Here is a 26,038-nt window from a genome sequence, read left to right on the forward strand (position 1 = left end):
TGAGACTTAAAATCTGAAAAAACGAAGGATTATGACTAAAACTGCGATGCTTAAAGAAGATTTACCGAAACAAGACTTTTTTCTAGTTAAGTTAACTATACACTAAAAATTAATTTAATCAAGTTTTCTTATATATATATTTATTTGCCTTATATTTCTTGATTTTTACAATAAAATTAAACCTTTATTGTAAATACAGTAAGATGTTGTTACTCTGAAGCTCAGCAATATTGATAAGTAATGAATGCGATTTTATAACTCTGTAATAACAATTCTAGTTTTTTTAGTTTCGGGAATGATGATTTTTTCCCATATACAAAGCTCCTACCACCCTGCAAACTTTATTACTGCATCTATTGATAAGTAATTAAATTCAAAATCAATCAGATGCTTAAACATTTTTAGTCGTATCAATATATTAATTAAGAACGCTTATTTCGCTCACGATAAAACTTATACCAAAGCCATCATTTAGATAGAGAGCTTTTTCAATTCACACACCGCACACAAGCAGTGACATACACTTTTGTCGAAATCGAATGCGCTGTGCAGCCTGAATGCAGGATGCACAGCATTAAGACTTTGATCATGATAGAAACAAAGCCTTTTCTCTAACTCGACGATTCACAAGCCCTTGCATGCGTTTACCGCCCGCATTCACCCATACATCGAACTGATCCGCAGCACCGCGAATATCATTGGCATTCAGCTTTTTAACTAAAGTCGATTCTCTGAATGCATTAGTCCCGATGTTATAAGCAAGTGATACCAGTGCATCAAACTGATTTTGATTAAGCGGTAAAGTCACCGCATTATTTACAGATGATTCAAATTTCTTTAAATCATACGCCATGTATGCCTTAGCCTGTGCTTCAGTGCATGTATCACCTTTCTTGACTTTAATGCCGTTCGGGTAAACCGTGGTACCAAAACCAATCGTCCATACTCCCACCCCATCGTCATAGGCAGTAAGCCGCTTTCCCTCAAAACCACAGATGAGATCCACACCAAAAGGACTAACGGCCATCTGGTCAATAGCAAGCCCCAACATATCTGCCACTACTGAATCTGTAGCCGTTGCAATCACTTGATTCGCAGCATCAACTTGTTTTTGTGTAAGTGTCCCGCCGCTGATCTTTCTTAAAAAATCAAATATCTGTTTCATTTTTCACTTACTCACTTAAACATTGCTTTAAAAGCTGATCGAATTTCAAAGATTAATTCACCAATGGTTTTACCACGTAACAGCTGGATTGCTTGATACCAGATGCCAATCAACAACATTCCGAAGATTGCAAAGATCAACATCACAAAACCTTGCGTCATATGTGAGTAGATATGCCAACCATAATATTCAATGAATGCTGAACCACCATACAGACTAATTGCTACGCTAAAGGTGAACTTCATAATCACACCCATGGTGATTTTAATTCGTCCTTCAGTGTCGATATCCCCTGATAATGTCAGGGCAAAGATTGCCCCAACCACTGCAGCTATAATTTTAAAAAGCCATGGTAGGCCCTTGATGCTTAATGGGTCATTCATAGACCACTCCTAATTTTTGGTAATAAAAAAGCGCTCTAATGAGCGCCATACACTTTTTCTAAACTTAAACTTCGATTTGAATCACTTCACCCAATGGTACGAGTCGTTTAATCTCACCATCAGATACAAATACGGTTGCTCCTAAGTTGTAACGTGTTGAGCTGGTGACAAGGTTTAAACCTGACCCACCTACTACCAACACTTTGTAATTGGGATGATCCACACTGGTAATGGTTCCTACAAACTCTGCAGCTGTAGGCAGTAAATCAATTAAACGCTGTAATGCATTACTCACGATTCACACGCTCCACTTTCACAGTCTGATTGACCAACGCATGGCTGAACGACACGCTGACACTATCTACAATGCCCCACCACTCTGTATTAAAGGCAAGCACTTCTCCTGGCACACATTCACCTACTTCAGGTGAAATCGGCATGCTGTAGGTATGAGTTTCAACCATCCCTGCTTTGGCAAGCTTGGCTTTGCCATATGCCCCCATGCTGACATGGTTAAACAATGGATTGTTTTCAGGCTGAAGTAAGGTATCGGCACTGGTTCCAGTACGTTTCACTTGAGCCACCAGCGCCTTTCGGTCATTGGTCAGCGTAATGCCGTTGTAATCAGGATAGATCTGATAATCCGTGGACTGACTCACTACCACAGACTCAGGCAATAAACGATCATATTCAACGATCGACAACACATCCCAGAAGGTCTTTTTGTAAAGCGGTTTAATGGCCAGGGTATTACTGCCCTTTTCGCTATAAATAAACCCACCACCACTTTCAACCACCATCTTGATGGCATCCATCGGCGCTAAATTGGAATAACTTAAGCATTCACGCTCAACAATCCAGCCCAGCGCTTCGATCAACTGCCAATTCAGCACCGTATCGCTAAACACGCGATCAAGCTCTGCTTGGCATAACTGGACTGAGGTTCGATCGTTCTCTTGTAAAAATGAGCGTAAAGGTGCAGTGGGTGCCGCAAGCAGTGCGGTTTGACTGCGGCCAATTAAGGTATAGGTGTCTTGGGCAAACTTACGAGAACGGCGGCGGTTCTCAAGCAACATTTGATGCTCAGTACCATTCACGATAATTTTTAAAATCACAGGCTGGCCATTGATCGGCTCAAGTTTGCCAATCTCAGCAGCCGGTACGGTCAAACTATAGGACCAGCACCAGCAACTGCGATCGGTACTGTAATTCCCGTCATAAACTTCAATCTCTACGCCATTGTCTAGGCGTGTCACAGATAAACTATTCAATATGTACCACCAATTACGATTTGGTATGCCAGGGATGCAATCATCCGCACCAAAGTTGAGAACAACATCATGCGAATCCACTTCATGGCATAGGCATATGAAATTAAGATCTCCTGTACCCTCATATTCAGGAGTTTCAGGCTCTGGCCATGGTTCAATCGGATGCTTGCGATAATGAATGGATTTGGCCTTATCCCAAGGAATTTCGTCCTGCGTGACCAGCTCTAAGCCTTTATCCCAATCAAAGCTAAAATGCTTTTCAAACACATGTGCGACTTGGTGTGAATAAGAGATGTTGCGCCGCTTTCGGATCATCTCCTGATGGGAGAATTCACGGTTCAATCGAAGTTTGATCGATTCATCAAAATACACATCACACGCAATTCGAATCTTCAGGTTTTCTTCCCAGCGCACACTTTGGTTGCGACTGAGATTCGCGCCCTGGTCAAACGCCGCATGGATGGATTCAGATAAAGTTTGTCCACGCTGAAAGCCAATGTCATTGCCATGACTGACCACTAATCCTTGATCAAAAAAAAGAGCCTCATTTGAGACTCTTAAAATTGATTTAAACCAAGGTGTTTCTGCGTTTATTAATCGAAGTGCTGCCTTTTTAAAAACATGCTGAAATCCTTTTGACACACCTAGAAGATGATTGATATCAAATGAACCCAAGATTCGCGGATTTAGTCGGCAACTGATTGGAATTTTTGCTCGGCCATGATTATCAACTGGACGTAGATTGGTTCCTGTAGATCTAAACTTAATAGCTGTTTTGACTTTGATTCGAGCAATTGAAAACGTCGTGTCAGCACCAAAATTTAAAACCAAATGATGGCTATCAATTGGACTTTGCTCGTCTGTGAAATTTAACTCTAGATTGTGTGCATCAGGTGGTGTGTAGTTCGACATTGACCACCTCTACTCAGGTTCAATAAATATCGCATCCAATTGCTGGGTAGATCCCAAAACAATCTCATAACTATCTAGCTCAATCTCGCCCCCCATGTCCAAGTCAATTACCGCTTGACCTGCTGCATTGTATAAACGTGCCCAAGTTGTGGTGGAGGTCTTAATTGCCATTGCTGTATTGCTTGGGTAGAGCTCAATTGAATTTTCATTGACTTGCTTTACACAGGGCTTAGGCAAGGTCAACGTAACCAAACGTGCCGATGGATCAGTAACTACCTCTTCAGATGCCGGTCGAACCCCATCGTAATACACCATGGTTGCATGTCCATCGCCTTGATCTAAGTTTGCCGCCATCGCCTGTAGCATGACCATTTTTACAATATGTGAGGGTTCTGTCATTTCGGCACCACATTGTCTTGAATAACGGCATTGAATTGCTCATTAGGATCAAAAGACGTTAGGTAATATTTGATATTCACCAGATGGTCGAATTCATAATATCCATTTTGATCCGTAGCTTTTTCTTGAAGTAGCAAACCTGTGAGCCTTTCATGCAAGCGAACTCGGCAAGGAATGGGAACATTTTTTTTCTTTACTTGTCCCCTTATACTGAGTCCTTTGAGTTGACTGTAGTTAATGCTCTGCGATTTTGCTGAGCTGAGTATTAGATCCAGCATTTACACCTCCCCAATCTCAAATAAGATTTGGCCAAGCGTACTACCTGACACAGCAAGACTCTTCGCCATATAGGTTTTCCCATTTTTTTCAATAAAGCTAAGATCAACATATGGACTCGTATTAAAGATCCAGTTAATTAAAGGAGCCTTACCTCTTGTGACAACCTTGTTTCCACCATATTCAAAATAATCAAAAATATAGATGGGTGAAAAAATGACGTCGCCATTAAACGGCTCCACATAGTTTTGGCTTGCTGAGTAAAATGAGCTATTGAGTGCATAAAAGCTTCCGCATCGAGCATTGTTGTATTTTGCTGAATTGTCATATTTACGTTGGACCAGCAAATTAGAATAATCTTGATTTACGGTATTTGTTGCATACATTCCTAGACTTGCTGCTGGTCCATTAGATGTTGATATAGAAAAATATCGATCTGAACAAACTAAAAAGTTATTTGCACTATCTGGGTTTATGAGTGATTCAAATGCGCCAAAGCCATAGAGCACCTGATTGGTATTCACTCCAGTCAGTGAAGGTAAGATATAAAAATAGTCTTTAGTTCCAATCACCATCCATGATCGAATGCCTGTAATAGGTGCTGTAATATCAAACTGATTCCCAGACACGCCCGCATGATTTCCTCTGGCATAGTACCACTTTGCCCAGCCATTAAAGGATGTCGCAGTTGTGCCACCATTGATACCTTGCCAATTTTTATCAGGGCTGGTTGCGTCAAACGGAGCTTGAACCCCAAGCAAGGTATTGATATCAGCCATATCCTCAACAATGCCCACCTTGGCATATTTGGCATAGGTAGCTGAATATGCAGAATCCAGCTCATCTACCACGCGTAAATAAGGTCGACTAGCCAGCAATACATTCTTCGAGCGATAAGCTGCTTTTCCACCACCTGCTTCATTCACACTACTAAACGGTTTTTCCCAACCTAATGGCGGCAGTGTTGCAGTCATTGCACCTGTAGCTGTTGTTAAGCTGGGAGCGGTTGCCAATTGAAAGGTCACACTCGTTTCATTCGGTACTGTTAAAATTCGATGCTCTCCATTGTATTCAGCTTGATTCGCACCAGTGATTTTAAGTACCTGATATTGCATGAGGTTGTGAGCAGTACTAAATACTGCTGTTACTGTGGTGCCAACCGCTGTCAGTGTCGACACTGGTCCAAGACTCAACCCATTGACCAAGCATGCATCCAAAACACCAATCATTGAACCATAGGCATTTTGTAGTTGTGGTGCATTGTTATTACTATGTACGAAAAACTTAATATCTGTACTTGCGACCATTATGATTACCCATAAAAAAAGACCGCCAAAGCGGTCATATTTGAATTAAAAGTTAAGCAGCTATACTTTAAATAATGCGGTCAATGTCACCGCGCAGCATGATCTGGAAGGAATCAGACAATACGGTAGGTTCCGATTGCTTCACCGTGCGAATCACCCAAATCGGGTGATTGGCTGCAATGGTATTAAAACGCAGTACGTTGCCACTTGCCCAACCATTGCCCCAACCTTCCTTTTTGATAGTGAAGTACGGTGCATTAGTGACGGGGTTGATTGGGGAGCAGTCTTCAGTCGTGACTCCTGTAGCAATCTGGCCAGAAGTTTCACCAATGATTCGGAAGGACGTATTACCTGTAAATACAATCGCCCAACGCTCCTGAATATTGCCCTGATTGGTGACGGCAATCGGATAAAGTGTGTCGTTGTAGTTGGCTGAGATAGCTGCACCCACCGCCTCATCTGTCCAAATGCTATCCCAAGTCGATTGCACAAACTTACGGGTGTAACGCGCTTGCATATCACCAATCACCAGTGCTGATCCGACGATGGTGTGATCTGGATCATAGTTGTGGGTTAGTGGTTTGGTAAAAGTCACTTGACCATTAATTTTGACATCACGAACTAAACCCATATCTTGATAGCGATATAGTATTGAAATGGGTGGGGTTAAATTACCTAAGGCAAAATCACCATTTAAAGTCACTTTGCCGTAGTCATAGTCCACTGTGTACATATCAAATGGAATTTTAATGCCATCGGCATCTTCAAGTTCACACCAAGAGATCCGTGCATCATTCAATGGATAGGTTTGGCCAGCAATATAATCAGGTAATTCCTGCGACTTGCTTGCACTCACAATCCCAATCTCTCCTGATCGAAAAATTGGTACTCGACCATCAATCGGCAGACGTACAGCAGACAGGCCCAACAACTCAGCATCAATTGGGATATAGCTATAACCGACTGCACTATATTTGATGGATTCAGGTAGAACCATGATAGGCTTATGAATCCACTGCTTGGCATCCTTGCTATATTCCAGCTCAGCTACATACCAATCCTGCGCCATAATTTCAGCACGGTTAGCACTGGTCACTTCAATCTTTTGTCGAAAAACAAACTGGCCATAACCTTGGTCAAAGTTAAAGAAGCCATCGCATTCCGCTGTATCAATGGTACCCGAGCCATCAGGGATGATATTCAACACACCACCTTCCACCTTGGTTGCAGACAGCGTTAAGGACTGCGCTCGGATCGGGATCATTGGTGCACGGTATGAGACTTGGTTAGTCTGCACACTTTCAAGTTGAGTCACCAAGGTCTCTAAGGTTGGATTATTCGCCCCGCCCACATCCCAAGCGGATAATTCGACCGCACCATTACCATAGTGGATCTGGCCGGCTACTGTTCCCGCACCCGTGGTCACTGATGGATTACGATACAGTGATCCAAGTTTATCGACATAGGTTGAATCAGCCAGTGTAAAGCGAACCGAACCTGCAAGAATCTGCTCAGCAAAGCCTTCTGTTAAATCCGTTTTTAGCACAGAACCAATGACGGTATCCGACCACGACTGAGCCGCTGAACTATCTCGATACGAGACGCTTACTGTCACCGCAGTCGCCACTTCATTCAGGCTTAGGGTATGCGTCTCACTGGTATTTTCATACTTAATGGTCATCCCCAACATACCTGCGGCAATCGCTTCTTGAGAGGTATTATATTTGCCATAAAACGGCTGCATAATCTTCTCACGCTCAATCGCTTCAAGTGATGTGCTTGGAGTGATACTCATGCTACGAGACGCATAGTTGATCGTGCCTTGTTGCTGACCTGCACCATTGATTAAACGCCCTGTGGTCGCATTGATCGGCATATCACGCAGTTCAACCTCACCTAAATAGTTCATATACTTGACAGGTACACGGACTTTCACAGACTTAGGGATCAACGCAGCAGAGCCATTGTCCAATTCAATTGAAATGCTGCCACTGGTGGGTACTGCAGTCACTTGAATTGAAGACTTAGTGCCTTTCTGACCTGATACATTAAACGTGGTACCGCCATTGGGTAATAAGGTCGGCATCAGCTTGGCGATACCATCCGCATAATCAATGGTCCCTGTGGCATCACCTGTAAATTGCCCTTGGCCATTATCCGTTGCTGTCTTAGTCACCCCATTCAATAACCAGTCAACGGTTAGGGAGCCTGCCACAATCGAGTCATTCACAGGGATCTCAATATAGGCTTTGTTGATGGTTAATCCTGAGCGCTCCTGAGCCGTGATCATATTGCTCCACGTCATCAAGATTGAACTGCCGACATCTGCAAGTTCACCCGTAGTGAGTGACATGGTACCGGTATCGTAATCAATGCTGCCTGATCCGAAGGATGAATCTGCACCGCGTAATTGCCCTGCACCATTGTCTCGAAGCGTGTAGACCTGATTCTGCACCAGGTACGACACTTGCAAACTACCCGGTGATGGCAATGGGACCAGGTTACGGATCCAGTTAAAACCGATGTTCTCCTGATTCACATAAATCAGATCAGACTCAACAGGGGCTGTCACCGCTGCTGCAGGCATAAAGTTAATCGTGAGGTTGGTAGTTCCTGTCCCCGCGCTTGCATTCCACGCAATCGAACCGTTTTGATAGTTGATGGTACCAATGGATGTACCTGCGGCATTTTTAAGTTCACCACCGACGTCGCTAATCGCTGAGCCAAATAAAGTAAACTCTACTGACTTCGGCATGATGGATGAGCCGAGATATAGGCTCGACAGAGTATTAATGGTGACATTGTTAAAAGTCTTGGACAGAACCCCATCTTTAGCTTTAACAAATGCCACAGAATCACCTGCGGCATTGATATTCACCATGGGGGTTTCAGTCTGAGCCGAGGGAACCAACTGCGTATACACATCCTCTGCAACCACCGAATAATCACCGACTTGTGCTGTCTCTTTGAGATTCGCACTGGAGTAATACTTACCTGTATCGGCCACAATGGTGTCACGGATGATGGTAGTGCTCTTTTCCCCGCTATACCACTGCTTCGCAGATAACCCCAGAAAATCGGCTTTCAATGCATCACTGAGGCCATAAGTGGCAATCTTATATTCCACTTGTTTGCCATCGACCATCACATAAGCTGTTCTTGTCGACACCTCAGTGATCCGCAGGAATTGCTCAATCTCTAAGGCTTTACCCTCATTTGAGATCAATACAATTGATGTACCTATAGCGCTTTCCGCTTCCTGGGGAAACATGGCCACTTGTAGTGACTTCATACCTTTCCAATGCGTGTCCAACGGTGTGCCGGCAATCTGTGCACCCTTGGCATTATAGTTTTCAATGCGGTTCTGCGCCTCTTTACGCTCATCCGTCCAGCTATCCGTACTGAATAACACGGCGGACACATTCGGATCTTGCGCATTTTGAGAGATGAATACTGTCGCCCCCATCAATGCATCGGTATCAGCAGTATCCACCGCAGCATAGATCTTTTGGATAGAAGTACGGCCCGTGGTTCGATCCATCTCTGAAATATCATTGAATAGGTTATTACTCTGACCGTCGACAATTTCACGGCCTGAGTATTTACCCCCGCCATCATCGGCATCTGTACGAATGCGTTCTGACTCAAGGAGCTTTAAATTATTGGTTTCAATTGTCATCGCTTACCTCAATGAATCGCATGGTGACGTTAAAATAAGTATCAAGTGATGTTGCTGGGGTGCCTTTGACTGTAGAGCTTTCAAGCGCACCATCTTTATGATTCCAAATCACATTGAACTCACGCTGGTCATGTGGCCACTCAAACTGAAGCTTGAATTGCTCCTGCAGGTTCTGCCATAAACGAAGCGTGTTCAGGTCGACCAGCTTGATCCAGCCTTTAGTTTTATTGGCTGGCTGCAATGTGATTGGTCGACCTGCTTGCTTGCGCCCCTCTTGAATAATCAAGGCACCACTGATGGCATACTCCTGGTTCTGCTCGATCTCAGACCAGTTTTCATCAGACCAAAAAAAACCATCCTCAAGTTGGATGGTTTCTCCTGTAGTTTTACGAATTAACTTCATTACATACTCCGTTTAAGCATTTCAAATTCACGAAGCATCTCTTCAACACTATCTACTGCTTCAGGCGTACCTTGTAGCTCTGCCGCTTTACCACCAGATTGCAATTCAAGCACTTTCTTCTCAGTCGGTTGCATGTTTTCAATTCCTTGTATATCGAATGAAGTCGCAATAAGTGGGGCATCAGGCATTAATGGAATTTGCTGAACAGGATCACCACCGTTCGACAGTAATGAAGCATTACCACCACCTGAACCACGAGCTTGTGATTTGGTATTCAGCTCATCCGTACGCGCTTTCATCTTGGCTTTGAAATCATCCCAGTGGTCATTGGTAGCTTTTTGCTCAGCACTGATTTCCGGTTGCTCCCGTGCGGTAGATTGGCTGACTTGACTCACAGTGCGCTGAGTTTCGATTGCTGCTTTCTGGATCTCACCCAGTTTAGTAACCGTGGCTTTTCCTGTGGCATCTAGTTGGACTTCAAGACCTAAATAAGCAGCTTTGGCATTCGCAGCAGCCATGACTTGAGCATTACCAGATGCTTGAGCCAATCGCACAGTTTCTTCATAAGCTTTTTGCAAACCCTCTTGAGTTGCTTCACCGCTTTTCATTACGGTATCGAGGTCAGTTAAGGCATTTTCCGCAGCCAATTTCAGTTGCTCTTTGGATTTAATTCCAAGTCGCTCCATTGCTGCTTCAGCAGGACTTAGAGCGGCAGGCAATTCCTGACTAGCACGCTTAATGGCTTGCAAGCCCATCTCAACTTGTGATGTTGATAATTTGCCTTGTTCGCCAAACGATTGAAGCTTAGCTTTGGCTGCATCAAGCTCGACTTGTGATTTAGCACCCGCTACCCACTTTTCCCAACCTGCGTAAAGTGCATTGGTTGCCTGCTCGCCTTTTAAACCTAGCTCATCAAATCCATTTGCGTAATTGGTCAAGTGATTTTGGTTAGAAGCAAATTTTTCAGAAACACGGTTGAGGGCAATATCAAGATCAACACCCAAAGCCTCAGCACCTTTACGTGCTTGTACGAGTGCTTTACCAGTGTTATTCGCACTATCAGCGGCTTGGTTGAACGCTTGTACTGAAATTTTTCCAGCTTGATCCATGGTGACCATATAGCCTTTCGCTATTAGATCCGCCTGCATCATGCCATCCATGACACCTTTATTCGCAGCAATAGCAGCTTCAGCATAAGCCGTAACGGCCTTTAACTTTTCATCTTCGGTGACTTTCTTGCCAATCAAGTCGGACTGCTGATTAGCAAGCATTTGATCCAAGGTTGCTTTGGATTGAGCCAGATTTTCTGCGTTTTTCTGATCTTGGGTTTTACCGATCTCATCAAGAGCTTGCACACCTTTGGATTTAAACTCTAAGGCACCATCTGAAGCTTTCTTGTAGTACTCCTGAGCCTTAGTCGCCATTGCATCCATATCAGCAATAGCTTGCTGCTTAACATCACCCCATGTGAATTTTGAAACTAACTGCACCCAAGCAGCTGCTAAATCATAAATAATTCCAACAAATAGATTTGCAGCAATTTGAATTCCTTTAAACCCATCACTAACAAAACCAATGGCAACATTAAAAGTTTGAAGTACCTTGGTAAGGCCATTCGTTTTAGAACTTGCCTCATCGATTCCGTTATTGAAATCATATAAGCCGCTTAGTACATCATTTAGGATATCGAGAGTCATAACAAAAGCTTCACCCAAGGTTTCACCTAGTGTTTTGATTGCTTCATAAATACTGGTTAGGGCAGTTTTTAAGGCAATAATCGTAGTTGTATCAATTCTCTTAAATTGGTTACCAACCCAAATAAATCCTATCCCAATATCATTTAATAAGCTTTCAACAACATCCATATTGTCTGCGATAGTGACTAACCAGTCCGCAACTGTTGCACTCGCACCATTAGACTGATCCATCTTACCAATGAGGATCTCCCAGCTAGTGGAGATACGCTGTAACGCATTTCCAATAGTTGTTGGGAATTGATCAAAGGTTTGTTGAACTGCATCCTTTTGACTCAAAAGGGCCTTATAGACACGCTCTGCGCCAAGCTCTCCATTGTCAGCAATATTCTTAAGTTCACCAGTGGTGACACCCAAACCCTTGGCTAACGCCTCCGCAACTCCAAAACCATTTTCCATCATGGAGTTGTATTCTTCACCACGAAGCGTACCTTGCTGCATGCTCTGGATGAATTGCTGTGTAAATGCCTCACTAGCTTGTGCAGATACACCACTGATTTGAATTGCTTGATTGATGGTCTTGGTTAAATCAAGGGAACTCTGCTGGGTCATCCCCAAGTCTTTGCCAACAGCGTTTAATCTCGTGAATAAGTCACCTGTAGCACTCAAGCTTGAGTTTGTCATCAAAGCAACTTGGTGCACGCCAACCATTGCAGACCTAAAGTCACCACCATCCTTAGTCGCAATATTGATTCTTGCAGAAAGATTGGTGTAGGAGTCTGATACTTGGCTTAATTCACGTATTCCAACCCCAACACCTAGCGTAGCCATACCTGCAGCAAGAGCATTTACAGCAAACTTTGCACCATTCAATCCCTTCTGTGCGGTTTGCGCTGCTATATCCGTATGCTTTAAAGAATTATTTGCCTTACCTACTTCTGTGTGAAAATCAATAAATGCACTTTCAGCTTGTTGAACCTCTCTCTCAAGTTGATCTACTTCTTTTTGAGCAATCTCAATATCTGCAGGAGTAGCTTTTGTTTTTGAAAAGGCCTCAAGTCTAATCTTTGCTTTTTCTAAATCTGATTTTAAGAATGCCAAAGCTTTTACAGACTTATTACCAAAATCAGTAAAGTTACTTGCAGCACTTTTAGCGTTATCTCCAGCATCACGAATAATCTGGGTTGCACCGCTTAAAGATTTGGTTAGGCCATCTGCCAATTCTTTACTTTTCTCTGGAACAATATTCCCAAGAGCAAGAGCAGTAGCAGCACTGGACTGCTTCAATTGATCTGCCTCAGTTTTAATCGATTCAAAAACCTTTTTAGTAACGCTTTCAGACTGCTTGGCAGCAGCAATAAGCCCCCTGCTATCACCATCCATGATGAGTTTAAAAGTTAAGTTTTTTCCAGACATCATGACCTCAATTTTCAGGTATAAAAAAACCACCTTGAGGTGGTTAAATATAGGCATTAAAAAAGCACCCTGAGGTGCCTTGATTACTTACCGCATTGAGAACAAACCCAACGATTTGCTACGGCTGAAGCTGGTTTGGCAATCATATGCCATAGAAGTATGAATACCCAGATAATTAACCAAATCCCTCCGGTAAATATTGTTAAGACTAGATGCATCAGCCAACTCATTTCTTTGATGTTCTTTTGATGAAGGGTTTGCTTACCGCATGACTTACAAAACATCATTTGTTGGGCTACTTTAGTTGCCATTTCAGTATTCCCCTTAACGCCCACTACGAATAGTAGTAACTTTGCCATCTTCAATTACAACAGTGAAAGTTTTACTACCATCGACATAGCTTAATTCACGCACTGAAACGTCTTTACCACCCACATTTTTAACATAATCAAAATGTGATACTGGCTGGCCTGCGGCTGCAACGACTTCGCCATAGCTTTGGCCTTTACGAACTTGCTTACCGTTAATGCTTGCCCCTGCTAAATTCGCATTTGCTAATGTACAAACAGACATCAAAGCAGCTGTAATTAGTAATTTTTTCATGAATTTACCCAGTTATTTATATTTAACGGCTAAATCATAACGTGCTCAAATTCACATCACAATGTGAAAATTATTGTTCTTTCTCAAGACTCTTAATGAATTCATTGAACTTCTTATTGATTGCGTTCTGCGCCCTAGTTGCGATCGCTAAATTACGCATCTTAATTCTTTCGGCTTTTTGAGCTGCTTTAAGGTAGTGTCGGAATGAACCATAGCTCATTTGCATGATGCTTTCATGTGAGTGGCCATTGGATACGAGAAGCTGAAATACATCAAACCAACTACTCTTTTTACGCGGATCTACATCGTCCCGATGTTTAGGTTTCGGCTCGGTGAAGAATGCATCATTCACTTTGATCACAGCATCCAACAACAAGACATTGAGTGAGCCCTCTTTCTTAAATAGATCGATGACCTGTTCAATACTGTATTGCAAACAATGGGCTATCAATTGAGTCGATTCAAACGAATGAGCATCAAAGATCATTTGTGTGGTTCCATCTGGATGATTATTCAAAAAATCTTTAATGACCTGCGCTTCACCCGACCACTCATCAAAGTTATGCATCTGCAGCTGGTGCACGGGTAGCTCACCTACTTTGACAGGCCGATTTGAAGCTATAAAAAAATCATTCATGATGAAATCTCAAAAAGTACAGGCACAAAAAAAATGCTTAATACATCCTGTTTAAGTGCCTGTATGTGTTTATGCAGCTTTAGGGATTTGGGTGTAATAGCCATATAAGCCAAGTGCACCATCTTTGTCTTTGGTCAGATCACCCAAGGCATCACCGCTGATTTCGTAAGAACCAAATTCTTCATGAATCAAGCCAAAGCTTGAATCTGGTGTTTTTACTGTGCGATGTAGAGCTAAGAACACTTTGTCTTTGCTGATCTTATCAATACCTTCAAAGAACAATGCATATTCAGCACCAAAGTCAGATGCGATCGTAGTATGTGTCACGGCGCCAGTGGTATAGCCAATCACAACTTTTGGCAGATCATCAAGGAATTCGATAGTGCCATAAACCGCATCTAGCTTATATTTCGTTGATTCAATAGGAACTGGTGTTGATGCTCCATCAGTCACGGTTGGTACAGTCAAATTAAAACCATCAAGCTTAATCTTCTGACCTTTGGTGACCGCACCTAAATCATGGTCAGCTACGGTTTTGGTCGTAACTTCGACATTTTTACCTGACAGGATATATGCCAGGTTATCAGCATCAACCTGCTCAAGTGTGCCACTGAACGAAACTGCGGTAGTGTTGTATAGCACTAAATCAGTCGTATCATCACCTGACATGGACTCGGTATGCTCAATTTTGTCAGCAGTGATTTCGAGCGTAAAGTCAGGGATGTTGCCAAGCTCTCGCATTGCGCCCACAACACCTTCAACAATTGGGGCAAGAGAGAATTTACCACGCAATGAAATATACTTCTTAGCCATTCGCAGGCACCTCTTTTGTTTTTGGTTTAGCTTCTACTTTTGCCTCAGGTTTGATTGCTTCAATCACGCCATCCTCTAAAAGCTGTTTAATTTTTTCTTGTGGAAGATCGCCCACAATTTGATCTTTCACCCAAGGACCAATCGGCTTTAGGGCTTTATATTGCGTTTTCATAAGGTTCCTAATTGTTAAACATTAAGCATTCAAACATCATAGGGAAATAAAAGTGACCAGTTTGGCCGCCGCTACGCACAGGACTATTAGTACGCTTAAAAACGTCAAATCCAGCAATTTCAGGATCAAGGCCACTCATAACCTTTAAAACCTTTTGGATATGCGGAGCTGCTAATTCACGAATTGCATTTGTTTGCTGCAATTGCGATGAAGCATCTCGAACACTCAATACGACTAACCATTGCTGATAAATCGTACTTACTTGCCCTTGACCTGCATTCCCAGCAACCCGGTCATCAAAATAAATAACGCTCAGAGCAACCTCTTCGTTGGTAATTCCGAGCATTTCTTCAATATTGAATGGTGTATGGATTGTTTTGATTTCAGGGATGTTGTCCTGGAGCGCTTTCACAATTACTGGTTCAAGCGCAAAGTAACTTTCACTCATAGTTACACCACAAAAATGCCTGAGATGAACGAAGGTTTACCTTGATCACCTGCAGGTGGGATTGGGAATACAAGTTTAGCTCGGCCTGCAGACAAGTCCTTAAAGTAAGAAATTGCCTTGTTGTACCGCGCTTCAACTTCTTCAGTGGGCCTATCTTTGTACATCAAATAACGAGCCACATCGCACACTTTGGTTTTAAGTGAATCTGGGACACTGGGTAAAGGCAGATCGTAGCTAACTGACAAGTAGCTATCAGCCTCATTAGAGGCTGAAATAATTGCTGCTGTAGAAGCCTTTGCCTGCTCAACCTGTTCATTGCTCTTGGTGATGTTGAACTCCAAACGTGAGATCTCCACCTCGCCAAAAGCATTTACCAGGTCCGTTCGGTCAATGTAAGTCATGATTAATCCTTCGATACAATGTAGGTTGTACCCTGACGCCATTGACCTGAATCAATGAGCGGCTTGCTACTACCTTTACGTTTAATAGTCTTTGGACTCAGCGGTGCAAATTTACCGTTGACCATGTACTGCTGAATATCCGCTTGTGCTTCCATACCTATGAACTGCCATAGACTACTGATATCCATCGCGCCTTCCAGAATTGGTACTACGCTACGTTCAATCATGTTGCGGTACTTATCTTGGTTTTGCTCAATGGCAGGTGTAAGAGGATCACGTGCTGGAATATGATCAGTGCCGTAGATATGTATGGCAGCCAAATCAGCCATGGTAATGGTTCGCTTTCCATCACCTTTGCTGATGTGGTTTTTATTGCCCAGCCAACCAACCTCAACATGGCCACCAATCTTTTCAGCATTTTTAATAAATCGATCTAACGAACCATCGTCACTCACATCAATGCTTGTCTTTATAGTGACCATATGAACTGCCTGTTATTAAGCGGTATCTGACTGAGCAAGTTTGGCTTCAAGTTCTTCCAATGTTTCATCTTCAGAGAACTCAACACCTTTTTTCGTCAAGGCAGTACGTACAGCCTTTAACTGTTTGGCTAACTCTTTTGCAGCCGCTTCAGCAGTGATTTCTTCGGCTGTTTTTTCAGGTTTTGGCGCTTTCGCGCCTTCCACCTTAATTTCACCCAATGAAATCAGCGCACCAATGATTTTATGCTTCACAAGCTTGTCGTGATCTTCCTGGGAAACTTCGGTTTCTACGCCTTTGTCTAAAACAATGCGTGGTTTGGTTGGGAGTACCAATGCAGCTGGATCAGAGGTTTTTAACATATCGCTGTATGTATATTTTGGCATGTGATTAATTCCTTAAATGTCCAAGTATTTCATTGAATCAATACGCTTTAACCAAACGCCTTGATATTTATAATGACCAGGGATCTTGATATCGACACCTACAGGTTGAGCAGCCAAGAACTGCACATCATCAGCAAGAAAACGAATGCATGATGGATCACGGCGATAAATAATCGCGCGGTCAGCACCTGCTAAGCCTTTACCGTCAATACGATCTGTTGAGCCCCATTCGAGCTTTTTACCCGCAATCGCAAAGACATTCTTTTCCTTTACAACCTCAAGGAAGGTTTTATCAGAAGTTGCTGAGCGGAAACGCCCTGCAAGAATGAGGAATTGAGCAGCTGGTAACAAGAATGTGTCCGGTGTTGCGGGATCATCAAACTGTGAAGCAGTAAGCGCTGGTGTAAGCACAGCGTTCACATCTTCAAGCACTTCATCAATTGTCGCTGTTGCCCAATCGTGCTGAGCCGCAATCACTGTTACACCGCTTTGGTTGTAAAACCCTTTCGCTTGACCCTCACCCTCCCAAGCAACATCGCTTAAGTGCTTTTTAGATGCGAGTTGAGCTGCTTGCGCTTTATCTGAGTCTAGTGGAATACCTGCTTTAAGCGCGGTTTCAATTTCAAAGATTGAATACTGATAGCCAATCGTACCGCCAATAACCTCAAGCGATACCTTATCGTATTCAACCTCTGCCAAAGGAATATCAGTACCTGTACCCGCGTGTCGTTTACCTTTTCCGATACCACGCTGGCGCTTTAGGACCTCACCACCACCCACAACATTATTAGTGGGCTTGGTAGGGATGAATTTTTCATACTCTGAAGCCTCAGCAAGCTGGGCATCAGTTTCATTAATGGTCTCAACCTGAGTAAACAAGTTGACCAAATTTTGCAGATTAAATGCATCACCAACATAGGCCTGAATCACACCAGCAACTGGCGATAAACGTGCTTGTAAATTTTTCATATTGTCTTATGCCCCGCGAAGACGAAGAATTGCTAAACCTTCAGGATTAGTCACGGTTTCCCATGATGCATTAGGAAATTCGGTACCATCTGCCGCTGTGCTTGAAAGCGAACCTAAAGGTGCACCAGTGGTACCGTTTGCTGTTTTGACATATACCTTTGCGGTAATGTCCGTTACAGGAGCGTTAGGCTTCACCCAAATCGTTCCAATGGTTTTAATAGGTAGAATGTCACCTAATTGATAGGCCTCATTTCCAGCAGTATCTTTTCCTGATTTACCTACACCATTTCGCACAACTACTCCGAAGCGTGTCGGTGTAGCACCTGAAACTAGTGCAACTGATTTACCATCAGTGGTACGAACAACCACATCACCATCAGAGATAACACTGGCGCCAATCATTGGGATGGAAAGGGTTTCATTTGGCCCTGTTAAATACGCCTCTTGACCTGGGCGTGAGGTAATTTTTTGAACCATATCAGGCTCCCTCTTTTAAGGTGAAAGTGGTTGTTGCCATTTTTCTAATTTTGGCTGAGTGTTTTTGTTTTCATCACCAACTTGTGTTGGTGTTGATGTTGGCTGGAACAATTGATTTGCGGGATTCATCGTTCCTGTAGTTGCAGCTAACGCGCGGAAAGCGGTATCAATGCGATCAACTGCTGCATCTCCTACAGCAACACCACCGAGTACTGCAGTCACAAGTGCATCACCTGCTTTCGCTTTGATCACTTCACGCTTGATCTGCTCACACGTGCAACCATCTGTTTTGATATTTGGATCTAACTTTTTAGCATCCTGAATCACGGCTGCTCGATCAGCTGCCATTGCTTCCAATTTTTCAGGTGTTGCCTGATTGGCTTCGAGCTCTGGAATTTTTTCAGCCATCTGTTTGTTGGATGTGACCATTTGATCGGCCACAGCTTGTACGGCATCTAGCTCGGTCGCAATTGAAAACTCCTGATCACCAATTTTTAATTTGGCCGCTTTTAAATTTGCCAATTGATCCTGCTCTTTCTTGAGTGCAGCAGCTAATGCTTCATTGTCTGCAACATCAAATGGAATTCCATCAACGATGATTTTCATTGTTTTCTCCGGGTTTGGATTGTGATCGCCAACACGGCAATCACCACCGCATCGACCATAGTGAACAAGCGCAACATGGTTGACTTGTATGTTTTTAAATACAGCGTGGTACGGCGTTCCATCAGGTGCCACACCTGTTTCAATAATCAGTTCAGCTGCATAACCAAGTGATAATTCAATTTTTTCATTGGTTTGAATCTGCTCGATGGCATTCTTATCTTTGATAAGTAAATCACCCACCAAATAGCCATCTTCCTCACGAACATTGGTTAGATCCCCAATGCTGTAGCCCTGCCAAGTTGCAGCATTGACTTGATTACCAGGTGGATGTGAGTTTGTTGCGTCTTTACCTTCAGCACTTGAAATCGTTGCTTTACTAAAGAGCTCTTCTGCTGAGGTATATACCCCAAAGGCAAATCCCTCTTTAAAGCCTTCGATACCGCCAAATTCTTCTGGGTAATAATTGCGAACCTGTGGTGCCTTGGCTAATTTAGCTCCAACACACAATAAAAAACCCTCTTGAGAGAGGGTTCGGGATGATTGCGAGGGAGCAAAGTCACCAATTTTTAAATGAAAGAGTTTTTTCATATTTTGCCCAATAAAAAACCCACCAGATGGTGGGTTTTTTATTCAATTGAATGTTACTTATATTTGAGATGCGCCCAAACCAATTCCGCTAGTTCTGACGTGTTAATGTTTAAAATAGCATTGGATATTTCTGGTCGTTTATAATTTGCGTTGTCTTCAGATTCGGGAATATAGATCTCAGAGAAAACTCCCTTGTGCTTATCTCTTCCTTCAATATGGATAATGAACACTTTGAATTGAAAAAGTGGCCGACCATCATATTCGACTATAGCCATCTTTTTAGACATTCTTCTGTAATTAACCCTCTCTTTGATCAAATTAATTGTGGATCCCCTAATGACTTCAGAAACCGGCTCCCCATCATTTAGATCTTTTAATTTAATTCCCAGATAAATATCATCTGGGTGATATAACGTAGAGTCATCAAATTGGTGCCACTGGTCATTTAATGTCAATAGGTCTTTTATTTCAGTTAATTTCATTATTTATCCTTAGGTTAATTTTTTTCCTGAAACAATAATAACTTATTTTTTCTGAAGCTTATGTCGATAATACTGATCAATTCAATCGTACCAACCTATATCATTAAGCCGCTATTTGTAACTCCATGATCTCTTCAGGTGTTGGTGCATTTGGATTAAACAAGTGTGCAATATATGGAATCGCTACACATCGACAATTGATAGGAATACCGGGATGTCCATCATCTGGTGGGTTACTCCACGCAAATAACTTATTATGCCGCGCATAATGCAACGGACGAACACGCTCATCTCGACTACATGACCAGTAATAATGCGTGATCCCCATCTTCTGCTGACGGATCTGCGTTAAACGACTGGTGATCTTACCCACCTGATCACGTGCAATTAGCGCAGCACGGCGTTCAGTTTTGGTTCCGAGTGCCATGATAGCCTCAACCATGCTTTCAGCACGTTGACCTGATTGCAGGCCATTTAAAACAATCTTCTCTACCTGATCTAATTGCTCATATGGTAGTGATTTAATCAAAGCAACATTGGCAGCAATGGCTTCTACAACTGCTTCAGCTAAATCCTCACTATTCATCAGGCTTGATAGATCAATGCCTGTTGATTTGTAGATAATCAAAGCCAATTGCTTGTCTGTGCTGGCCTTATTCTGCTCCACTACACGTCTAGCAATGTCCAATGCAACGGTATCGACCACACTACTCATTTTTGAGCGTAGCGCAGCCATAGCACTTAAAAAAATATCCAAGATGCCATCAGACACTTGGATATTTTGACTATCGCTAATTCTTTGTTGCCTCAGGATTGGGACAATTGAATCGATAATGCTTTTATGGCATTGGTTTGTGATTCCCAATAACTGGCTTAAGTATTCAATTTCAATCTTCTTAGATCGAATGATTGGTTTTGCTTTGGCCTTACGTCCCTTTTTCTTCTGAGCTGCTTGCGTGAGCAATGGGCTAATCAGATGGATCTTCATTCGTTAGCTCCAATGCTTTGATGTGTTCATCCGTTAGGAAGTCATACACCTTATCCTCTCGAAGCTGCTTAGCAACCTGTGCATCTGTGATGATTCCACGCTCTAAATAAGCCTCATCACGTTCCTTATTATTCTTCTCGATCTCAGACCGTGTTTTAGCATCCAATTGCCAAAGAGCGTTAAATAGAATCTTCATACCTGATGGTGCTTGACCATAAATATTTCGATATAGCACCGGCATTAACAGATCCAACAAAGGCGTCAACATCCAGTTTTGTTCGGTATTTACACGGTCATAGTAACTACGTAAATCAAATTCACCGGAATTGTTTAGACCTGATGTGGTTTGCCCAAAAAGAATCGTATAAGGCATGTCGGCTGCGCCTGCAGTCTGCTGTGAGAATTCGCGCATGAGATCAGGCAAACCACCAAAGGTGTATGACTTGGATTCATACTGTTCGTTTGCATCAATCACCAGCATGCCGTTTAAGCTTTTCATTAATGCTGCCGCACCAAAACGCTCCAAGACGTCCTTGGCTCGGGTTTTAATAGCATCCATCAGACCAGGGAACTTAATCACATCAATCTTAGCTTCATGCACCAAACTTGCTGCACCAGCATTCGTCGAAGCAAAGTTTCTTAGTGTGTAGTAAATCGGCAATAGCGCTGATTCCTCTTCCTCGCCGTTGGCTAATTTAATCAAGCGTGAAGAATGTACTTTGATCTTGCTGTTGTTTCGTTGCTTATATTCAAAGTATTTCGGCTGGAATGGCTCACCTGCAGTTAATTCGAGTGGTAAGTATTCGTGGGTCAACGCACTTACCTCGCTATGCTTCAGTACTGTGATGAACTGTAATTGTCCGCGACTCAAGACACTTAAATCTAAAGGTTGATCTAATGGCTTACCATCTGCCATACCAAGCAATAAATAAGATTTTCCATACTTACGCATCCAGATAAGCGCTTTGTATAGGCGATCAACCAATTTCACCCGTGCCATTTCAGCCTGTAAAGTAAGGCTTTGGTCCTCATCAATTCCAGTGAAATACCACCCTGCTCGCAGCATATCCTGCACAGGGCGATTGATAATCTTCTTAGCCAACCAATCTTGATAAACCGCTTCAATTTGGTCATCAGGTACACTAATTTTTTGGAATGTACCATGGCTTGCTTTGTCCCGATCTGTATTTAAATTAGATACAAAATTGACATAAGCGCCATCGATCACATCAACTTGAGTTGTTTGCTCTGTCAATTTGAATCTCCTAATCTAAAAGCGAGTAACCATTCACCAATGTGTCATTGATACCATCAATGGTTGGATCCCACTGGTCATCGTGGTCATGTGTCATATCCGCTGTTAATCCCTCAACTTCTTCAAGGTAGGTCAACAACCACGGCGCATCAACAGGCAGCACTACACGTTGATCTTCAACATAAAATTGAACATCCATAGTTCGAGTGAGCTTGTCTGTATTACGCTGAATGGCACGAATTGGTAATGTAGTCTTACGGGATACAGTTTGAATTAGCGTTGTGCCTGAGGCTTTATCTTCAATAGCCATATAACGCAATGCACCGAGTGCTGGCGTATCTACGTGATGTTTCTTGATAAATCGTTCAGCTTCCTCAATCAACTCAGGGGCTAGCCATTTACCACGGCGTACATCGATGATGTAGAACTTCTCGTCATAACCAAGACCACCACATAAAAACACTGAAAAGTCATTATGCTCTTTAACCTTTTGCGCGGTATCAGCCCAAATCGCACGCCAGCGCAATGGTGGCAATTCAGCATAACGCCCAAACCATTCAGACTTGATCAGATCACCACCGAGCTTTTTAGGCTCTTGCTGATACTGGCTGCTGAATGTGTAACGAGATACCGTAGCACCGTCTTTGTCCTGTCCACCTTTCTCTAACTGCAGCAGTGACTGCAGTGATTCTTTCAGTGGCCAATAGCTTTGACGGCCCTTTTCATCACGCTCAACATCTAATGGAACTTTTTTGCGAATGTGCTCAGGTAGACGCTCAATGTAATCGTCATCAATCAATGCCGGTATAGAGATCTGATGCCATTTACCTGGCACGTTGCCCGTCATCACAAAGTTAGTCGGATCCTCAACGTGTAGACGCTGCATGATCAAAATAATTGGTGTTGATGACTTAGCCTTACGTGAGTTGACCGTGTTTAGGATTTTACGATTAGCCTTGTTACGTGCCGTCTTACTGAATGCATCCTCAGGCTTGAGCGGATCGTCTAGGATAATTGCACCTGTGAATCCATTATCAGCCAATGTACCTGCACGGCGGCCCGTAACCTGACCACCCATCGAAGCAGAATAAACATGCCCTGCTTCATAGCCATCTACAGTCGTTTTCCAACTGGCCTTAGCATCGGTATTGGTTGAGATCTTCACTGGCCATAAGCCTTGAAAATCTGCCGATTTAACGATGTTTCGTGCTGTAGATGACACATCCTCTACAAGTGATTGCGAGAATGACAAATATAAGAATCTTGAACGCTGGTTCCGTGCAATACCGCGCGGGATCAAGTTGGTCAGCAGTTCGGTTTTACCTGAACCAGGAGGAACATTAATTACGAGGTTTTCAATCCGCCCCGCAATAACCTCATCAATCGCCCAAGCCATATATTCATGATGCCAATTGACTGAGAACTTAAATCCCATGCGGGGCTTAAAGAATGCACGTGTAAAAAACAGGTGCTCATCCTCGCACTTCATACGCTTTGCTTTAAGTTTTACAGGATCAATATTCACTCTCGAGTTCATTTATTGCCTGCCTTATCTGCTCATCAGTAGCGGTCACAGGAGTGACGTTTTCACTCTGCAATGGGCCACCACCAGCGCCTGTAATTTCTTGCTTATTGGTATATTTACCACCCATATCTTCAGCTGCTTGCTTGAGAATGCTTAGCGCTGCTACTCGGTTTTTGCCATGCTTTTGGTATTGGTTTTCCAATCTCTGCAATCGAACAGTCAGGTTAGCAATTGGAATGTTTTGCGGCGCTTCTAAAAAATCTTTACGGGTAGCCTCAAATTCAGCTTTTAGTTCAGCGCTTAAGTCTTTGCCAACGCGCTTGGTTGGGTCATAAGCTTCACACTGCTGACGGCTTACATCAATCGTAAATTCTTCTTTGACGAGCAGTACGGTTTCCTGAGGTGTATTAAACTGTGCAAGTGACCGCACAATAAAGAGTTTTTGCTTTTTATTTAAAGTAGCCATTTCCTTCTATCCGTCAAAGTACGTCAAAGAAGACGGCCAAATAAAAAGAGCCCAAAGGCTCAATTAATCACACAGTTCCCACAACACGCAGACACATTAAAATCAGATACAAACGGCGCATTCTTTGTGATTTCAACTAAGCGCTTAACACTTTCGCTTGCACCCCAGCGTTTGACGACACCATAGAACTCTTCAACATCGTGACCAGCTAAGTAATGTTTAGGTAAGCCCGTATTTTCGCTATACATGATTTCGTCGTCCTGATCACGTTCTACACCAATGTGATAAAGCTCATGCTCTATCAAGGCACAGAAGTCATGATCTGAAGCTTGCTCACAGAATGATGCATCTATAGTGATTAGATAAACAGGCACACAACCAAACCAGTCGCGCATCTGCTGTTCCTGCCGGGCTTTCTTCCAACCACCTTGGTTAAACATTACTTTTTCACATTGACCGAGTACCATGCGCTTTTTAGCCATGCATGCAGATGATGCCCAAGCAAATGCTAAAAAAGTTTCATCATCATGAAGTAACTCAGAGAGATGGTCATGATCTGGATTGTGGAGCTGGCCACCAATGGTCAAATAGTTTTTGATCACCCATTCTTTTAATTCCACGGCGGGCGCAAGGCGAATTGCTTCTTCTTCCTCAGCCTGATCAATGAGATCCGTCGGTGGGAATGGTCTGATCTGTTCCATTGAATATCTGTCTCTTTAAGTTTTTCAGCCATTGCGATGAGAAATTAGATTCAATCTGAAGCGGCCCAAATTCATCAATTTTGTAACGATTGGCTGACTCAATACGAACTACGGTATATCCCATCTCGGCAGCGTCATCGTATCGGTCTAAACTCCAAGCCTTATTCGCCAATTTCCCACCACGACCACCAGACCAAGGCCCGCCCGAAATCTCAACTAAGATTCGATGTTCAATTAAATGGAAATCAAAACGCCAGTGCTTGGTAGATTTAAATTGGAATTTCTTTTCATATTTGATGCCTAGCACACCTAAAGCATGTTCAAATTCTTCTTCCGCTTCTAAATATGCATCTTTTGCCTTAGGTAAAGGTTTAGAGCGTGGTTTCGTTTTAGGTGGGCGCTTTTTGGTTTTCCAAAAATAGTCGTCTGCGTTCATGTGTTGCGCCCATTAAAAAACCACCCGAAGGTGGTTTTTATTAAAAATTCTTACTATTAAAGTTATTTCAGGCTAGTCAATGTAAACCTAAATATTGAAAATAAAAAAGTAAAAACTATACTAAAGAGTAACTCTTAATATTTAAGCACAGAAATCATCTAATGTTACAAACATAACCTCACCAAACATTCCTTTTGGCATGCTTGTCATGATTGCTGTTTTCCATCGATCAACACATATCGCTACATCAGCCCGTTTTCCCTCTTCCACAGGAGCTATTACAATTACAAATTTTCCTAAGGTTTGAAAATAATCGGGAATATTCTCAATATAAGTATTCATTAATGTTTTCAAATGTAGTGTATCTTTGATTTTCTGAACCAACTCTCTGTGAATTGCATTACAATAATTTTTTCTAAGTTCTTTTGTTAACTTTAATGGAAGTTCAGCATTTTCAATAGATTGAATTTTACTAGCAATAAACTCATCGTTAGCCACTAAATCGCTAAACTCTAAATACAAAAATCCATTTCTTGGGTGGTTATCAAAATAATCAACAGATTTTAACTCCCTCTTCTCACAATGAACTTTAATCCCGCAATTCCCATCAATCTTAAACGCTTCCCTATTAACATTGAGTTCATTAAATCTAGGCATTTCATGATCTATACTTTCTAAAAAAGTGCTAATGCAACGCATA

General features: G+C 42.6%; 30 protein-coding genes. All 30 read right to left on the minus strand.

The features are described 5' to 3' along the window. Window positions 1-586: 586 nt before the first annotated feature. Complete coding sequence (locus JZ787_RS00355; protein ID WP_346311366.1) at window positions 587-1,165, minus strand: lysozyme; 579 nt, start codon at window positions 1,163-1,165, stop codon at window positions 587-589. An 11-nt stretch (window positions 1,166-1,176) separates the two neighbouring features. Further along, complete coding sequence (locus JZ787_RS00360; protein WP_279687474.1) at window positions 1,177-1,548, minus strand: hypothetical protein; 372 nt, start codon at window positions 1,546-1,548, stop codon at window positions 1,177-1,179. Window positions 1,549-1,612: 64 nt separating this feature from the next. Next, complete coding sequence (locus tag JZ787_RS00365) at window positions 1,613-1,843, minus strand: hypothetical protein (RefSeq protein WP_346311367.1); 231 nt, start codon at window positions 1,841-1,843, stop codon at window positions 1,613-1,615. Then, window positions 1,836-3,731: a hypothetical protein gene (locus tag JZ787_RS00370; protein WP_346311368.1), complete on the minus strand. Its 1,896-nt coding sequence runs from the start codon at window positions 3,729-3,731 to the stop codon at window positions 1,836-1,838. Before JZ787_RS00370 ends, JZ787_RS00365 begins: the two co-directional genes overlap by 8 nt. Window positions 3,732-3,740: 9 nt before the next feature. Beyond that, window positions 3,741-4,130 carry a hypothetical protein gene (locus JZ787_RS00375; RefSeq protein ID WP_339400688.1) on the minus strand — a complete coding sequence of 130 codons (390 nt, stop codon included), beginning with the start codon at window positions 4,128-4,130 and terminating at the stop codon, window positions 3,741-3,743. Continuing rightward, window positions 4,127-4,408: a carboxypeptidase regulatory-like domain-containing protein gene (locus tag JZ787_RS00380; RefSeq protein WP_346311369.1), complete on the minus strand. Its 282-nt coding sequence runs from the start codon at window positions 4,406-4,408 to the stop codon at window positions 4,127-4,129. The genes JZ787_RS00375 and JZ787_RS00380 overlap by 4 nt, the downstream gene beginning before the upstream one ends. After that, entirely contained in the window at window positions 4,409-5,713 is a 1,305-nt protein-coding gene (locus JZ787_RS00385) for a hypothetical protein (protein ID WP_346311370.1), read from the minus strand. A gap of 67 nt (window positions 5,714-5,780) precedes the next feature. Continuing rightward, window positions 5,781-9,392, minus strand: coding sequence for a hypothetical protein (locus JZ787_RS00390; protein WP_346311371.1), 3,612 nt, complete (start codon window positions 9,390-9,392; stop codon window positions 5,781-5,783). Beyond that, on the minus strand, window positions 9,382-9,795 hold the full coding sequence (locus JZ787_RS00395; protein ID WP_346311372.1) for a hypothetical protein: 414 nt from the start codon (window positions 9,793-9,795) through the stop codon (window positions 9,382-9,384). Before JZ787_RS00395 ends, JZ787_RS00390 begins: the two co-directional genes overlap by 11 nt. Next, window positions 9,795-12,905: a tape measure protein gene (locus JZ787_RS00400; RefSeq protein ID WP_346311373.1), complete on the minus strand. Its 3,111-nt coding sequence runs from the start codon at window positions 12,903-12,905 to the stop codon at window positions 9,795-9,797. Before JZ787_RS00400 ends, JZ787_RS00395 begins: the two co-directional genes overlap by 1 nt. A gap of 83 nt (window positions 12,906-12,988) precedes the next feature. Further along, window positions 12,989-13,216, minus strand: coding sequence for a hypothetical protein (locus tag JZ787_RS00405; RefSeq protein ID WP_168159650.1), 228 nt, complete (start codon window positions 13,214-13,216; stop codon window positions 12,989-12,991). 13 nt (window positions 13,217-13,229) lie between these two features. After that, the gene (locus JZ787_RS00410) at window positions 13,230-13,508 is read right to left on the minus strand and encodes a hypothetical protein (protein ID WP_346311374.1); all 279 of its coding nucleotides are present in this window, start codon (window positions 13,506-13,508) and stop codon (window positions 13,230-13,232) included. Between the two features lie 70 nt (window positions 13,509-13,578). Continuing rightward, complete coding sequence (locus JZ787_RS00415; RefSeq protein ID WP_346311375.1) at window positions 13,579-14,145, minus strand: hypothetical protein; 567 nt, start codon at window positions 14,143-14,145, stop codon at window positions 13,579-13,581. Between the two features lie 69 nt (window positions 14,146-14,214). Further along, entirely contained in the window at window positions 14,215-14,958 is a 744-nt protein-coding gene (locus tag JZ787_RS00420; RefSeq protein ID WP_346311376.1) for a hypothetical protein, read from the minus strand. Next, the gene (locus JZ787_RS00425) at window positions 14,951-15,130 is read right to left on the minus strand and encodes a hypothetical protein (RefSeq protein ID WP_346311377.1); all 180 of its coding nucleotides are present in this window, start codon (window positions 15,128-15,130) and stop codon (window positions 14,951-14,953) included. Before JZ787_RS00425 ends, JZ787_RS00420 begins: the two co-directional genes overlap by 8 nt. 7 nt (window positions 15,131-15,137) lie before the next feature. Then, window positions 15,138-15,578, minus strand: coding sequence for a hypothetical protein (locus JZ787_RS00430; RefSeq protein WP_346311378.1), 441 nt, complete (start codon window positions 15,576-15,578; stop codon window positions 15,138-15,140). A 2-nt stretch (window positions 15,579-15,580) separates the two neighbouring features. Continuing rightward, window positions 15,581-16,021, minus strand: coding sequence for a DUF1320 domain-containing protein (locus tag JZ787_RS00435; RefSeq protein ID WP_346311379.1), 441 nt, complete (start codon window positions 16,019-16,021; stop codon window positions 15,581-15,583). After that, window positions 15,982-16,461, minus strand: a complete 480-nt coding sequence (locus JZ787_RS00440) for a hypothetical protein (RefSeq protein ID WP_346311380.1) — start codon at window positions 16,459-16,461, stop codon at window positions 15,982-15,984. Before JZ787_RS00440 ends, JZ787_RS00435 begins: the two co-directional genes overlap by 40 nt. Window positions 16,462-16,476: 15 nt before the next feature. After that, complete coding sequence (locus JZ787_RS00445; protein ID WP_346311381.1) at window positions 16,477-16,845, minus strand: hypothetical protein; 369 nt, start codon at window positions 16,843-16,845, stop codon at window positions 16,477-16,479. Between the two features lie 12 nt (window positions 16,846-16,857). Next, window positions 16,858-17,814, minus strand: a complete 957-nt coding sequence (locus JZ787_RS00450; protein ID WP_346311382.1) for a DUF2184 domain-containing protein — start codon at window positions 17,812-17,814, stop codon at window positions 16,858-16,860. Window positions 17,815-17,820: 6 nt separating this feature from the next. After that, window positions 17,821-18,291, minus strand: coding sequence for a hypothetical protein (locus JZ787_RS00455; RefSeq protein ID WP_346311383.1), 471 nt, complete (start codon window positions 18,289-18,291; stop codon window positions 17,821-17,823). A gap of 15 nt (window positions 18,292-18,306) precedes the next feature. After that, the gene (locus JZ787_RS00460) at window positions 18,307-19,485 is read right to left on the minus strand and encodes a DUF2213 domain-containing protein (protein WP_346311384.1); all 1,179 of its coding nucleotides are present in this window, start codon (window positions 19,483-19,485) and stop codon (window positions 18,307-18,309) included. A gap of 53 nt (window positions 19,486-19,538) precedes the next feature. Then, a complete protein-coding gene (locus tag JZ787_RS00465) occupies window positions 19,539-19,967 on the minus strand; it encodes a hypothetical protein (protein ID WP_346311385.1) in 429 nt (142 codons plus the stop codon). A gap of 103 nt (window positions 19,968-20,070) precedes the next feature. Further along, the gene (locus JZ787_RS00470; protein ID WP_346311386.1) at window positions 20,071-20,955 is read right to left on the minus strand and encodes a phage minor head protein; all 885 of its coding nucleotides are present in this window, start codon (window positions 20,953-20,955) and stop codon (window positions 20,071-20,073) included. Beyond that, window positions 20,936-22,210: a DUF1073 domain-containing protein gene (locus JZ787_RS00475; protein WP_346311387.1), complete on the minus strand. Its 1,275-nt coding sequence runs from the start codon at window positions 22,208-22,210 to the stop codon at window positions 20,936-20,938. The genes JZ787_RS00470 and JZ787_RS00475 overlap by 20 nt, the downstream gene beginning before the upstream one ends. Window positions 22,211-22,220: 10 nt before the next feature. Beyond that, window positions 22,221-23,747: a phage terminase large subunit gene (gene terL / locus JZ787_RS00480; RefSeq protein WP_346311388.1), complete on the minus strand. Its 1,527-nt coding sequence runs from the start codon at window positions 23,745-23,747 to the stop codon at window positions 22,221-22,223. Further along, on the minus strand, window positions 23,725-24,201 hold the full coding sequence (locus JZ787_RS00485) for a DUF2280 domain-containing protein (protein WP_125273674.1): 477 nt from the start codon (window positions 24,199-24,201) through the stop codon (window positions 23,725-23,727). Before JZ787_RS00485 ends, terL begins: the two co-directional genes overlap by 23 nt. A 59-nt stretch (window positions 24,202-24,260) precedes the next feature. After that, a complete protein-coding gene (locus tag JZ787_RS00490) occupies window positions 24,261-24,902 on the minus strand; it encodes a putative metallopeptidase (RefSeq protein ID WP_346311389.1) in 642 nt (213 codons plus the stop codon). Further along, complete coding sequence (locus JZ787_RS00495) at window positions 24,862-25,338, minus strand: hypothetical protein (protein ID WP_346311390.1); 477 nt, start codon at window positions 25,336-25,338, stop codon at window positions 24,862-24,864. The genes JZ787_RS00490 and JZ787_RS00495 overlap by 41 nt, the downstream gene beginning before the upstream one ends. Window positions 25,339-25,479: 141 nt before the next feature. Continuing rightward, a complete protein-coding gene (locus tag JZ787_RS00500) occupies window positions 25,480-26,037 on the minus strand; it encodes a hypothetical protein (RefSeq protein WP_346311391.1) in 558 nt (185 codons plus the stop codon). Window position 26,038 lies beyond the last annotated feature (1 nt).

Source organism: Acinetobacter sp. BWR-L5 (assembly GCF_039655985.1).
Lineage (GTDB): Bacteria > Pseudomonadota > Gammaproteobacteria > Pseudomonadales > Moraxellaceae > Acinetobacter > Acinetobacter johnsonii.